This window comes from Streptomyces sp. NPDC051173, assembly GCF_040689515.1.
Taxonomy (GTDB): Bacteria; Actinomycetota; Actinomycetes; order Streptomycetales; family Streptomycetaceae; genus Streptomyces.
In genome coordinates this window covers 26,991-39,737 of sequence record NZ_JBFBBD010000026.1, presented here as the reverse complement: position 1 = coordinate 39,737, position 12,747 = coordinate 26,991, and the positions used below count along the sequence as shown (strand labels likewise).

Below are 12,747 nucleotides of genomic sequence, written 5' to 3'. Positions count from 1 at the left end.
TTCGTATCCAGTGTGCTCCCGATCCTGATGACGTGCCCCAGACAACTCCTCGTCCCGCCCGCCTTGCGGAGCGCACACCGCGCGGCGAGCGCCGGACCCGGATCCACCGTGCCTGGTTCGTCGCTCTCGTCACCTTCGTGACCATCATCGGAGCCGCCGGGTTCGCCTCCCTGCCCGGCCTGCTGATCGAACCGCTGCACGCGGAGTTCGGCTGGTCACGCGGCACCGTCGGCTTCGCCGCCTCCGTCAACCTCGCCCTCTACGGGCTCACCGCGCCCTTCGCCGCGGCCCTCATGGACCGCTTCGGCATCCGCAGGGTCGTCGCCTGCGCCCTGACGGTGATCGCGGCGGGCGCGGGGCTGACCGTCTTCATGACGGAGAGCTGGCAGCTCGTCCTGTGCTGGGGTGTGCTGGTCGGTCTCGGCAGCGGCTCGATGGCTCTCGCTTTCGCGGCGACCGTCACGAACCGGTGGTTCGTCGCCCGGCGCGGACTGGTCACCGGCATCCTCACCGCCGCGGGCGCCTCCGGACAGCTGATCTTCCTCCCGCTGCTCTCCTGGATCGTCGAACACCACGACTGGCGGCCCGCGGCGCTGATCGTGGCCGCCGCCGCGCTCGCCGTCGTCCCCTTCGTCTGGCTGCTGCTGCGCGACCACCCGGCGGACGTCGGCCTCTCCGCGTACGGGGCGCCGGAGTACACACCGAAACCCGCGCCCGTCTCCGGTGCGGCCCGGCGCGCGGTGCGAGCTCTGGTGAAGGCGGCCCGCACCGGTCCCTTCTGGCTGCTCGCGGGCACCTTCGCGATCTGCGGCGCGTCCACGAACGGACTGGTCAAGACGCACTTCGTGCCCGCCGCCCACGATCACGGGATGCCGGTCACGGCGGCCGCCGGACTGCTCGCGGTGGTCGGTGTCTTCGACGTCGTCGGGACGATCGCCTCCGGCTGGTTCACCGACCGGTTCGAGGCACGCAGGCTGCTCGCCGTCTACTACGGGCTGCGGGGTGTCTCGCTGATGTTCCTGCCGATGCTGATGGCCCCGGCGGTGCACCTCCCGATGGTCTTCTTCATCGTCTTCTACGGGCTCGACTGGGTGGCCACCGTGCCGCCGACCATCGCCCTGTGCCGCGAGCACTACGGGGACGACAGCGCGATCGTCTTCGGCTGGGTGCTCGCCTCCCACCAGGTGGGCGCCGCCCTGGTCGCGTTCCTGGGCGGTGCGGCCCGCGACGCCCTCGGCTCGTACGACCTCGTCTGGTACGCCTCCGGAGCGCTGTGCGCGGTGGCCGCGCTGATGGCTCTGGTCATCCGGAGGAGGCCGTCCCGGGTCCCGGCGGCCGCCCCCGTTGTGTGATCCCTCTTGCGATCCGCGCCTGCGGTCTTGCGCCGGTCACGGCCGCGAGGTGTTGTTGGCTCGTGTCTGTCGGAGTCTTTCCGACCCTCCGGAAGTGGGCGGCCGCATCGGACCTCATTCCGGTCAAGGCGGGCAATCGGTAAGAATGGTCCGCCGCGACCGCGCCGGTGCGGTGCGTGTGCGGATCTCCTCACCGGTGCGAGCCGGCAGTCCGGAGGGCGGCACTGGTCACGGTCTGTGCGCGGAAGCAACCTCCCGGCCTCTGGGGGAATCTTTCTTGGGGAGAGGGGCGGTTATGACACAGCAGGCCGAGCCGGACGCCAAGCCGGTCGAGGCGGAGGCGGCAGCGGAACCCGAGCAGTCCGCTCGGGCGCCGAAGCGTGCGATGCACGCGGACGGATTCGGCGCGGCGTTCTGCGCGTCGATGGCCGGGCTGTGCGCGGAGGCGGTGATCGGCGGGACGATCGCGGTCCTGGTGATGCTCGCGCGCGAGCACGACGGGCTGCCGCACAACGTGGCCGTGATCATCGCGGCGATCCTCGGCATCGCGTTCTTCGCCGTCCTCGTCAGCGGCTTCGTCACGGGCATCGCGGTGATGCCCGCACTGGGGCTCGCACGGCGCGTGGCACGGCGCACGGGGAGGGCCGAGCGCCTGCGCCTGGATCTCGCCGCGGTGCCGGTGGTCGCGGCCCTGCTGGTGATCGCGTTCGGGGGTGTGGCGGCGCTCGGCAGCCTCGCGTTCGCCCCCGCGCTGTCCTACGTGCTGTGGTGGGCCGGTCTCACCGCCGGACTGCTGCCCGTCACCTTCGTCGCGGCTGTCGCCGGCCGGCGCGTCCGCAAGGGCCGCCCCAAGGGTCTGGTCCGCAGGATCGCGCGCGACGGGGCACTCGCGTGGCTGGCGGTCGCCGTGGTGGGCGCGGGCGTCTACGGCACCGGCCTGGTGAAGGTGTACGAGCCGCCGCAGCTGCACAAGTCGGACCTGGCCGGCACCTGGACCGACGGCCACGGAGGCACGGTCAAGCTCGACTCGGACGGCGGCGCCGTCGCTCAGGGGCTCGACAACTACGTCTGGGACGAGACGGGCAAGGACCGGCCGAAGGACTGCGACGGCTCCGGCAACTGGAAGGCCCTCCGGGAGAACGGCAAGATCGAAAGCGTGGCCCTGCGCATCAAGTCCTGTGAGCTCAGCCGCGACTGGAGTCTCGGCGGTACGCAGAAGAAGCCGCGGATCTACCACGAGATCGGCAAGCCGGGCTCCGGCAAGCGCTATGTGCTGACGAAGGTGGTCGGGCACAAGAAGTAGCCCGGCGGGACGCCTTCAGGGGGCGAACGTCCCGAGCGTGCCCCTGTGGAAGAGCAGCGGCCGCGCTCCGGCCGCGGCCTCGTCCGCCCCGAGTGCCTCGACGCTCCCGACGACGATCAGGTGGTCCCCGCCGGTGTGCACGGCGTGGACCGTGCAGTCGACCCATGCCGGGACGTCCGCGAGGCGGGGGGAACCGGTCACAGGGGACGGCTCGTGCCGTACGCCCGCGAACTTGTCGGCCGTCCGCGCACCGCTGACCGCGAAGGCCCGGCAGAGCTCTTCCTGTTCCGCGCCGAGGATGTTGACGCAGAAGACACCGGCGCGGGCGATGCGCGGCCAGGTGGAGGACGTACGGGCCACCATGAAGACGACCAGCGGCGGGTCGAGGGAGAGGGAGGCGAAGGACTGGCAGGAGAAGCCCGCGGGCGGCTCGCCGTCCTGGCCCGGCGCGGTGACGACGGTGATGCCGCTGGCGAAGTGGCCGAGCACGCGCCGGAACTTGTCCGGCGCCGGCGGAACCCGCTCGTCCGCCCGTACGGCCCGCAGCTCCGGCCGTGGCAGGGGGTCGACAGGCGGCGGTTCCGGGCGGGGCGGGCCGACAGGCCCCGGTGGCGCGGAGGTCGGCGCTCCGGTCGACCGCAGGTACCGCACGGCGGCTGCGGCCATGCCCGCGTGTCCCATCATGGCTCCATTGAAACTGACGGCGGGTCAGCTTGGAAGGGTCGGGCGCCGCTAAGGGGTGTCTGATGGATCTCCGTGGGGAAGGAGCGGCGTCCGGTGCGTGCTCTCGGCGTGCCGGACGGAAGTCCTCGTACTGGGCGTACTCGGGTTTTCGGCCGGTGCGGCGAGAGTGCGTGCCGGGCGTCGCGACGCCGCGGAGATCCATCAGACACCCCTTAACGGCCCCGGAAGCGCGGAGCGCGGCGTTCCGTGAAACTCGCCAAGCCCTCCCGGGCGTCCGCTGTCGTCATGTTGATCTCCTGCGCGGCGGCCTCCGCGGCGAAGGCCGCCGCCCGGTCGGCGTCGAGGGAGGCGTTGACCAGCTGCTTGGTCAGGGCGAGGGTGCGCGTCGGTCCGGCGGCCAGCCGCTCCGCCCAGGCGCGGGCCGTCCCGGCCAGCTCGCCATCGGGCACCACCCGGTTCACCAGCCCCAGCCGTTCCGCCTCTTCGGCGGAGACGGTATCGCCGAAGAACATCAGCTCCTTCGCGCGCCGCGGGCCCACGAGGCGCGGGAGGAGATAGGCACCGCCCCCGTCGGGGACCAGGCCGCGGCGCACGAACACCTCGGTGAACTGCGCCGATTCGCCCGCCAGTACAAGATCACAGGCCAGCGCGAGGTGCGCGCCGAGCCCGGCGGCGATGCCGTTCACGGCGGCGATCACGGGCTTCTCGCAGTCCAGGACCGCGCCGATCAGCCGCTGCGCGCCACGTTGGATCACGCGGGCGACATCGCCCGGTACGGGCCCGCCGGGCCGGGGCGGGGAAGCCGAGCGAAGATCGGCGCCGGCGCAGAAGGCCCTGCCGGTCGCGGTGACGACAACGGCCCGCACGGCTGGGTCGGCGGAAGCGTCAAAAAATCTTGAAATTAATTGTTCTCGCAGGTCAGCGGTGATGGCGTGGAGAGCTTCAGGGCGATTGAGCGTGATCCGCAGAACCCCGTTGTCAGTGGCGTCGAGTATCACTGAGGCATCGGAGCGGACGGGCCCGGGGGGCTCGGTGGGCCCGTCCGCTCCGGTGATGCCGTCGGACGTTTCACGGGGGGAGACGGGCATGGGGAAGCTCCTGGTTATCGGGGTCGCCGCGAGGGGCTCAGCGGCAGAAGGCCAGCGCGTCCAGGGCCACGGCGCCCTGGCCGCGGTCCAGCACCACAAGGGGGTTGATGTCGAGCTCGGCGAGCTCGCCGTCCAGCTCCAGGGCCATGCGCTGCACGCGCAGGACGGTCTCCACGAGCGCGTCCACGTCGGCCGGGGGCGCTCCCCGGACCCCGTCCAGCAAGGCGCTGCCACGCAGTTCACCGAGCATCGCGCGGGCCCGGTCCTCGCCGAACGGCGGTACGCCCACGGCGGTGTCGCGCATCACCTCGACCAGTACCCCGCCCAGTCCCACCGTCACGGTGGGGCCGAAGAGCGGGTCCGGCGAGATCCCGACCGCCATCTCCACGCCGTGCCCGACGAGTTGGCAGACGAGGACGCCGTCCAGGGGCAGCCCCTCGTAGCGGGCGATGTCGGTGAGCTCGCGGTACGCGTCGCGGACCTGGCTCGCCGAGGTCAGGCCGATCTTCACCAGGCCGAGCTCCGTCTTGTGGGCGAGCTGCGGTCCCGACGCCTTCATCACCACGGGGTAGCCCACCAGCCCGGCGGCCCGGACGGCAGCGGCGGCGCTGGTCACCAGCTGTTCACGGGGCACGCGGATGCCGTACGCGCGCAGGAGTTGCTTCCCCGCGTGTTCGCTGAGCTGCTCGCCCGGCCGCATGAGGGCCTGTGCCTTGCGGGCGGAAGGGGAGAGGGCGCGGGGGGCGTCCTCGAACGGGGAGCGGTAGTGGGCGACGAAGCGGTGGTGGTCGAGATAGGCGCGCACGGCGGTGACGCAGTTGGCGAAGGTGCGGAAGGTGGCAACCCGGGAGGAGCCGAGAAGCGCTTCGCGGTAGGCGTCCTCGGTGCCCACCGGGGAGCCCCAGACCACGCAGACGAGCTTGTCGGTCTCCTCCGCGGCCGCCACCAGGTCGCGTACGAGGGTGTCGCTCATGGGCGGGAAGGGGCCGGGGATCGGGCAGATGAGCACGCCGACGGAAGGGTCGGCGAGGACGGCATCGATGATCTTGCGGCCGCGCCAGTCGCCGACGGGGTGGCCGCCGCTGTCGACGGGGTTGGAGACGGAGAGGTAGTCCGGGATCCACTGGTGGAGCTCGCGCTGCTTCGCGGCGGGGAGGGTGGGGAGGTCGAGACCGGCGACGGTGGCCAGGTCGGCGAAGTGGGCACCCGTGCCGCCGGATATCGAATAGACGGCGACCCCGGCGGCCCGTGGCGGGCGGGCGCGGGCGAGCAGGGCCGAGGTGTCCTGGAGCTCGTCGAGGCCGTTGACGCGGATCACGCCGAACTGCCGCATGGCGGCGTCCACCACGTCGTCGGCGCCGGTCAGCTTGCCGGTGTGGGAGGCGGCCGTGCGGGCGCCGGTCTCGGTGCGGCCGACCTTGACGGTGACGACGGGCACCTTGTGCCGGGCCGCCCGGTCGGCGGCCAGCAGGAAGGAGCGGCCGTCCTTGAGCCCTTCCACATACGCGGCGATGGCCCCGACCTCCGGCCGGGTGGCGAAGTAGGAGATGAAGTCCGCGCACTCCAGGTCGGCCTCGTTGCCGGTCGGGGCCCAGTGCGAGAGCCGGACGCCGATCTCCTGGAGGGAGAAGACGGGGCGGCCCTGGTGGCCTGACTGGGTCACCAGCGCGATCGCCGGGCCGTCGAGGTCGGTGCGGAAGTGCTCGAAGGCGTTGAGGTTGGTGTTCGGGCCGAGCAGCCGGACCCCTGCCCGCCGTGCCGCGGCCGCGAGCCGGGCCTGGGCGGCCGCGCCCTCCGGGCCGGTCTCCGCGAAGCCGGAGGCGAACGCGACGGCGAACGCCGCCTTGCCGTCCGTGGAGTCGGCTCCGGAGGCGGCCAGTTGATCGATGACGGGAAGGGGGTCGCCCACGAGGAGGACGGCGAGATCGATCCGCTCGGGCAGTTCGGCGACGGACGGATGACAGGGGCGGCCGAAGACGCTCCCGCGGGTCGGGTGCACGGGGTGCAGGCGGGCTCCGACCCGGTCGGCCCAGGCGATGAGCTGCCGGGTGATGCCGGTGTTGGGCCGGCCTTCCGTATCCGAGGCACCGACGACGGCGACGGTCTCGGGCCGGAAGAAGCGGTCCAGGTCGGGCACGTCCGAGCGCAGGGGGCGCCCGCTGACATCGAGGTCCTCCACGCCGCCGGCCAGGCCGTGGACGGCGGGGCCGCGTCGTTCGCCGCAGGCCGCCACGCGGGCCGGGCGGGAGGTGGTGGTGAGGGTGCCGTGAGTCGATCCAAGCATCGTTCTCGTCCACTCCTGCTCAAGGGCCGACGGACTGACGTAAGTTCAGGCTACCGATCTGACGTCACGTCAGGAAAGATGTGCGGGATGCTCCGAGGCGGCCCGATGGGTCTCAAGTGCCATGTGAATGCCGGGAGGTTGAGAGGTTGGACGCTGAGGTGCGCCACGATGTGCCCGAGGTGGACGCGTTCACGAGGCCCTACTGGGAGGCCGCCGCGCGGGGCCGTCTGCTCATACGCCGCTGCCGCGCTCCGGGGTGCGGCAGAGCGCATCATCACCCACGGGAGATCTGTCCGCGCTGCTGGAGCGAGGACGTCGTCTGGGAGGAGGCGACCGGCCGCGCCACGCTCCACACCTGGTCGGTCGTCCACGTGAACGACCTTCCGCCGTTCAGCGGCCGGCTGCCGTACGTGGCCGCCGTCGTGGACCTCGCGGAAGGGCCGCGCATGACGACCGAGATCGTCGACTGCCCCGAACACCGGCTGCGGATCGGCATGGACCTGCGGGCGACGTTCCGCGCGGTGCCCGAAACCCCGCTGAAGCTGCCGGTCTTCCGCCCGTGTTGAATGCCGGACATGAAGGAATCGAAGGCATTGGCCCCTGCCTGGATCGGTGAGTTCGACCTCCTGCTGCGCCCGTGGGAGGACGGGGATCTCGATGCCGTGCTGCGGGGCATAGCGGACCCCGAGTTCCGGCGCTGGAACGCCATCACCGTGCCACCGCCGGACGAAGCGGGCGCGCGAGCCTTCCTGGGGCGCCGTGTGGACGGGTGGAAGCAGGGCGACTCCGTGGGGTTCGCGGTCACCGCCCAGGCGGAGGGCCCGGATGCCGTCGTGGGCGGCGTCGGCCTGTCCATGATCGACCACATCCACCGCAGCGCCCGGGTCAGTTACTGGATCCTGCCCGAGTTCCGTGGCCGGGGCTATGCCTCCCGGGCCCTGGAGGCCCTGACGCGGTGGGCGTTCCACGAGGAGCTGCGGCTGCACCGGCTGGAGCTGGGGCACGCGCTCGGCCATGACGCCTCGTGCCGGGTGGCCGAACGCTGCGCGTACGGCCTCGAAGGCACGCTGCGGGGCGCGTTGCCGGGCAGTGACGGTGGGATGTGGGACGTCCATCTCCACGCCCGGCTCGCCACCGACCCGGAGCCCGACCTCATGGCCAGAGCAGCTCGGTGACCCAGTGGCCTCCTCGGCCGCGGCGGTAGCGGAGGCGTACGTGGCGGCGGCGGGCGTCGCCCTGGAAGAACTCGACCTCGTCCGCCTCCAGGACGTACAGCGTCCAGCTGTCCACCGGGGCGTCGGGCTCCCGCAGGGCCCGTTCCCAGGCCGCGTCCGAGGCGCGTTCCAGCTCGGCGAGGGAGGACAGCGGCTCGCTCTGCCTGCCCACCAGAGCGGCCGCCAGGGCGCCGGGGGAGCGCTTGGCCAGGTCGGCCCGGCTCTCCTGGGGGCTCGCGGCTGTCACGGTGCCCAGCACCCGTACTTGACGGCCGGCCGCGGGCCAGTAGAAGCCCAGTGCCGCCTCGGGCCGGGCGGCCAGCTCCCGGCCCTTCCGGCTCGTGCGGTGGGTGGCGAAGTGCCAGCCGTGCGCGTCCGCGTCGTGGAGCATGACGGTCCGCACGGACGGTGTGCCGTGCGCGTCGGCGGTCGCCAGGGTCATCGTGTGCGGCTCGGGCGTCCCGGCCTCGGCGGCCTCGCGCAGCCACTGCTGGAAGAGGGGCAAAGGGTCGGCGGGGGCGTCGGCGGGGTCGAAGCGCGGCAGCTCGGTGTCCCACACCCGCAGGGAGCGCAGCAGTTCACGGAAGGACTCCTGGCGGCTGTCGGCCGTTTCGTCGCTCATGGCGTCCATCCAACCCGCTGCGGGCGTTCCGTTCGACTCCGTTGTGCGGCGGGGGAGCGGAGGGCGGGGATCCGGGTCAGTCGCGCCCCAGGATCAGTGTCCCCGAGGAGCAGAACCAGCCGCCCGTCCCCGAGACGACGGCCAGCCGTGGCAGGGTGCCGTCGCGTCGCCGCACCTGGCGGCCCTCCTCGGCCTCACCCCTGAGCTGGCGTACGGCCTCGACGAGGAGGAAGAGGCCCCGCATGCCGGGGTGGCAGGCGGACAGCCCGCCGCCGTCGGTGTTGACCGGCAGCCCGCCGCCGGTCGTCAGCTGGCCCCCTGCCACGAACGCGCCGCCTTCGCCTTTCGCGCAGAAGCCCAGGTCCTCCAGCGTCACCAGTGTCATGTAGGTGAACGCGTCGTACAGCTCGGCCAGATCCACCTCCTGGGGGGTGACGCCCGCGCGCTGGAAGGCGAGCCGCCCGGAGGCCGCGGCCGGGGACACGGTGAAGTCGTCCCACTCCGACAACGTGGAGTGGGAGAGCGCGGTTCCGGCTCCCAGCACCCACACGGGTGACTTCGCCGTACCGGCCACGTACTCCTCCGCCGCGAGGAGCACGGCACAGCCGCCGTCGGACCGTATGCAGCACTGGAGTTTGGTGAAGGGGTCGGCGATCACCGGTCCGCCGAGCACGTCGTCGACCGTGATCGGATCGCGGTACATGGCATGGGGGTTGAAAAACGCGTTGGCGCGGGTTTGAACCGCGACGTCGGCAAACTGTTCAAGCGTGGTCCCGTACTGATGCATGTGGCGACGCGCGGCCATCGCGTACTTGGCGATGAGCGTGTGCCCGTACGGCGCTTCGAACTGGGCGGGTCCCCGGCTGCCGAAGGAGAGGGCCGCGGTGCGGCGGCCCGCCTTGAGGTCGGCGCGGGCGGTGGAGCCGTAGACGAGCAGGACCGCGTTCGCGTGGCCCAGGGCGATGGCGTCGGCCGCGTGCGCGGCCATGACCTCCCAGGTCGCGCCTCCGACGCCGGTCGAGTCGGCCCACAGGGGCCGCAGCCCCAGATAGTCCGCGATCTCCGTGGGGGCGAGCGTGCCGAGACCGGCGGAGGCAAGTCCGTCGACGACGTCCCGGCCGAGGCCGGAGTCGGCGAGGGCGCGGCGGGCGGCCTGGGCGTGCAGGGCGTACGCGGTGGCGTGGTCGACACGGCCGCAGTCCGAGAGGGAGACACCGACGACGGCTACCTTGCGCGGGCGGTCCGGGCTCATGAATCTGACGGTACATCAGATCAGCTCTGGGAAACTGTGGTTGCGCTGCCTACCATGACGGCCCTTCGGCTTCGGGAGGAGTCCGCCATGGATGCCGCGTTGAGCGACGAGCAGAACGAGATCCGGCGCACCCTGCGAGAGCTGCTACTCAAACGCTGCGGGCCGGAAGAGGTCAGAGCGGCGGTCCGTACGGCGACCGGTTACGACGAGGCCCTGTGGGCGCTTCTCGCGGAGCGGCCGGGGCTGCCCGGCCTGGCGGTGGAGACGCGCTACGGAGGAGCGGGCTGCGGGCCCACGGAGGCGGCGCTGGCCGCCGAGGAGACGGGCCGGGTGCTGCTGCCGTCCCCACTGCTGGCCACCGCCGGTCTGGTGGCACCGCTCGTCGCGGCACTCGGCACGGAGACGCAGCGCGCGAAGCTGCTGCCGCCACTGGCCACCGGCGAGCTGACGGGAGCGCTGGTGCTGCCGGGCGGCCGCCTGGCGGCCGCGCTCGGGCTGACCGGGGCGAATGACGGGCACTGGGCCGGAGGCGGCCGGGCGGGCGGCATCCAGGCGCGGCCGGCCGCCGACGGCGAGGGCTGGCGGCTGTACGGCGAGGCGGCACAGGTGCTCGACGGGCACAGCGCGGGCCTGCTGCTCGTCGCGGCCCACGCGGGGGGATACGCGCGCGGCAGGACGCTCCTGTTCGCCCTGCTGTCGCAGGGAGCGCGCGGCGTGACCCGTACCCGGCTGACCACCTTGGACGAGACGCGGTCGCAGGCCCGCGTCGAACTGCGCGATGCCGCGGCCGAACTGCTGGGTCCGGCCGGGGACGACGCCGACGTGCCGGGCGCGCTCGCCCGGCTGAGCGGCGGTGTGGCGGCGGCTGTCGCGGCGGAAGCCGTGGGGGCGGCGGACCGGGTGCTGGAGCGGACGGTCGAGTACGTGTGTTCCCGCGAACAGTTCGGCAGGGCGATCGGATCCTTCCAGGCGGTCAAGCACCGGCTGGCCGACATCCACGTGGTGGTGCAGACAGCACGTTCGGCCGCGTACTACGCGGCCTGGGCCGTCGTGGAGCAGCCGTCGGCGGCCGTCGGAGGGCTCGCGCTCGCCCAGGCGCTGGAGGCGCAGCGGATGACCGCGGCGGCGGCCGTCCAGTTGCACGGCGGCATCGGGGTCACGTGGGAGCACGACGTGCAGCTGTATTTCAAGAGGGCCGCTTCGGACGAGTTGTTGTTCGGACCCGTGCACCGGCTACGGGAACGCGCCGCGGAGCGCGCAGGGCTGTTTGCCACCCGGGCCGAGCGGGAAGCGGTGGCGCCATGACTGCCACGGTGGAGCGAGTGGTGCAAAGGGTTTCCTCGACCCGTGCGTTCGCGCGGATCGCGCCGCACATCGTGCCGGCGCTGGATCGCGCGGTGCACCGGTTGTCGGGCGGGAAGGCGATGCTCAGCGCGCGCCTGTTGCCGAGCGTCGTCCTCACGTCGACGGGTGCGCGGACGGGGCAGCGGCGGCAGACTCCGCTCGCCTGCATGCGGGAAGGCGATCCGGCGAGCGCCTGGGTGCTGATCGGCAGCAACTTCGGCAGACCCGGTCACCCCGCCTGGACGGCGAACCTGCTGGCGCACCCCGACGCGGAGATCAGCTGGAAGGGGCGGGACATCCCGGTGCGGGCGCGGCTGCTGAGCGGTACGGAGCGGGCGGCCGCGTGGGCGGCGGTGGTGAGGTTCTGGCCTCCGTACGCGCGCTACCAGGCACGCGTGGAGCGGGAGATCCGGCTGTTCCGGCTGGAGCGGCGCTAGGCCGTGCCGCCGCCGTCCCCGGCGGAGGCGGAGAAGAGGTGGGGGATGTCACTGCGGCGGGCCGCTCCGGCCCGAGCCGGGAGTGGCCCGCCGCTGCGATGACAGGACGTGCGAGGCGCGGACGCGCTACTTGGTCGGCTTCTTGCCGGTGATGCCCAGGTGTACGAGCAGCGCGAGGTTCGGCTTGAGCTCGGCCTGCTTCACGCCCCAGCTCTGGAAGCCCTTCTGATGCGAGGCCACGGCGGCGAGCATCGCGACGAGCGAGCCGGCGACGGCGGCCGGGCTGACGTCCTTGTCCACCTTGCCCTTGGACTGGAGCTCCTTGACGGAGTCCGTCAGGGAGTTGGTGACGGCGTTGAGGATCTTCATGCGGATCTTGTAGAACCGCTTGTCGCCCTCGGCCGCCCCGAGATCGACGACGCGCAGGATGGCGTCGTGCTTGCGCCAGAAGCCGAGGAAGCCGTCGACCAGTTCCTCGGCGGCCTGCCAGCCGGACTTGCCGACCCAGGAGCGTCCGGCGACGAGGTCGGTCAGGCTCGCGCCCTCCTTGGCCATCTCCTCCGCGATCTCCAGGACGGCGCCTTCGACGTCCGGGAAATACTGGTAGAAGGTGGCGGGCGAGGTGCCGGCCTTGCGCGCGACGTCGATCACCTTCACGTCGCGGTACGGCGAGGAGCTGAGCATTTCACTGAGGCAGTCGAGCAGCTTCTGCCGCGTCGCCTGTCCGCGTCGTCCGGCCACGCGGCCGTCGACGGTGCGTACTTGTCCTGTCATGCCGTCAGCTTACCGAGGGGTGATCGGAGCGCGATCCGGCCGCATGCAAATGGGGGGAGGGGTGCGAGGTGGTACGTAAGGCCAGCTCAGGCGGTATGCGAAGGTCGCCGCGAGCGGCGGAGCGGATTGGCCCGTACCGGTGAATCGTCCTATCGACAGGCTGTGGACGAGGCCGGTCGGGAGGCTCTTCGCGCAGTTATCCACAGGCCGCGTGGAAACCGCGATACCCCGATAACGTTGCGGTCGGAACACCTCGCGGAGCGGTTGACGGGCCTTGCGACGGCTACGCGGAGTGACGGGACGGAAGTAGGGGGTGCGACGTGCGGGGCCGGGCGTTCCGCATGTGGTGGAGACACGGCGAAGCGCGACCCGGGTTCGCAACCGCGCCCGTCG

The 12,747-nt window shown here is 72.2% G+C and carries 12 protein-coding genes; 6 read left to right on the top strand and 6 right to left on the bottom strand.

The features are described from left to right. The first annotated feature begins 32 nt into the window (after positions 1 to 32). Complete coding sequence (locus tag AB0435_RS16450; protein WP_366003899.1) at positions 33 to 1,352, top strand: MFS transporter; 1,320 nt, start codon at positions 33 to 35, stop codon at positions 1,350 to 1,352. Positions 1,353 to 1,647: 295 nt separating this feature from the next. Continuing rightward, complete coding sequence (locus AB0435_RS16445) at positions 1,648 to 2,655, top strand: hypothetical protein (RefSeq protein ID WP_366003900.1); 1,008 nt, start codon at positions 1,648 to 1,650, stop codon at positions 2,653 to 2,655. A 15-nt stretch (positions 2,656 to 2,670) separates the two neighbouring features. Here AB0435_RS16445 and AB0435_RS16440 read toward each other — a convergent pair whose 3' ends face one another. From AB0435_RS16440 to AB0435_RS16430, 3 genes are all read right to left on the bottom strand, one after another. Beyond that, on the bottom strand, positions 2,671 to 3,339 hold the full coding sequence (locus AB0435_RS16440; RefSeq protein ID WP_366003901.1) for a flavin reductase family protein: 669 nt from the start codon (positions 3,337 to 3,339) through the stop codon (positions 2,671 to 2,673). Positions 3,340 to 3,551: 212 nt separating this feature from the next. After that, the gene (locus AB0435_RS16435) at positions 3,552 to 4,427 is read right to left on the bottom strand and encodes an enoyl-CoA hydratase-related protein (RefSeq protein ID WP_366427281.1); all 876 of its coding nucleotides are present in this window, start codon (positions 4,425 to 4,427) and stop codon (positions 3,552 to 3,554) included. 37 nt (positions 4,428 to 4,464) lie between these two features. After that, positions 4,465 to 6,711 (bottom strand): acetate--CoA ligase family protein, encoded by a 2,247-nt coding sequence (locus AB0435_RS16430; protein ID WP_366003903.1) that lies wholly within the window; start codon positions 6,709 to 6,711, stop codon positions 4,465 to 4,467. Positions 6,712 to 6,857: 146 nt separating this feature from the next. On the opposite strand from AB0435_RS16430, the gene AB0435_RS16425 reads away from it, so the two are divergent. Beyond that, positions 6,858 to 7,277 carry a Zn-ribbon domain-containing OB-fold protein gene (locus tag AB0435_RS16425; protein ID WP_366427280.1) on the top strand — a complete coding sequence of 140 codons (420 nt, stop codon included), beginning with the start codon at positions 6,858 to 6,860 and terminating at the stop codon, positions 7,275 to 7,277. 9 nt (positions 7,278 to 7,286) lie between these two features. Further along, a complete protein-coding gene (locus AB0435_RS16420) occupies positions 7,287 to 7,886 on the top strand; it encodes a GNAT family N-acetyltransferase (RefSeq protein WP_366427279.1) in 600 nt (199 codons plus the stop codon). Here AB0435_RS16420 and AB0435_RS16415 read toward each other — a convergent pair. Together AB0435_RS16415 and AB0435_RS16410 are read right to left on the bottom strand one after the other, a co-directional pair. After that, on the bottom strand, positions 7,864 to 8,547 hold the full coding sequence (locus AB0435_RS16415; protein WP_366003906.1) for a pyridoxal 5'-phosphate synthase: 684 nt from the start codon (positions 8,545 to 8,547) through the stop codon (positions 7,864 to 7,866). The two genes, AB0435_RS16420 and AB0435_RS16415, sit on opposite strands and share 23 nt — an antisense overlap. Before the next feature lie 76 nt (positions 8,548 to 8,623). Next, on the bottom strand, positions 8,624 to 9,799 hold the full coding sequence (locus AB0435_RS16410) for an acetyl-CoA acetyltransferase (protein WP_366427278.1): 1,176 nt from the start codon (positions 9,797 to 9,799) through the stop codon (positions 8,624 to 8,626). Between the two features lie 87 nt (positions 9,800 to 9,886). Between AB0435_RS16410 and AB0435_RS16405 the strand changes: the two genes are divergently transcribed. Together AB0435_RS16405 and AB0435_RS16400 are read left to right on the top strand one after the other, a co-directional pair. After that, a complete protein-coding gene (locus AB0435_RS16405; protein WP_366003908.1) occupies positions 9,887 to 11,104 on the top strand; it encodes an acyl-CoA dehydrogenase family protein in 1,218 nt (405 codons plus the stop codon). Beyond that, a complete protein-coding gene (locus tag AB0435_RS16400; RefSeq protein ID WP_366003909.1) occupies positions 11,101 to 11,580 on the top strand; it encodes a nitroreductase family deazaflavin-dependent oxidoreductase in 480 nt (159 codons plus the stop codon). The genes AB0435_RS16405 and AB0435_RS16400 overlap by 4 nt, the downstream gene beginning before the upstream one ends. Positions 11,581 to 11,706: 126 nt before the next feature. Here the strand turns inward: AB0435_RS16400 and AB0435_RS16395 are convergent, their stop codons facing one another. Then, entirely contained in the window at positions 11,707 to 12,354 is a 648-nt protein-coding gene (locus AB0435_RS16395) for a TetR family transcriptional regulator (protein WP_366003910.1), read from the bottom strand. Between the last annotated feature and the right edge of the window lie 393 nt (positions 12,355 to 12,747).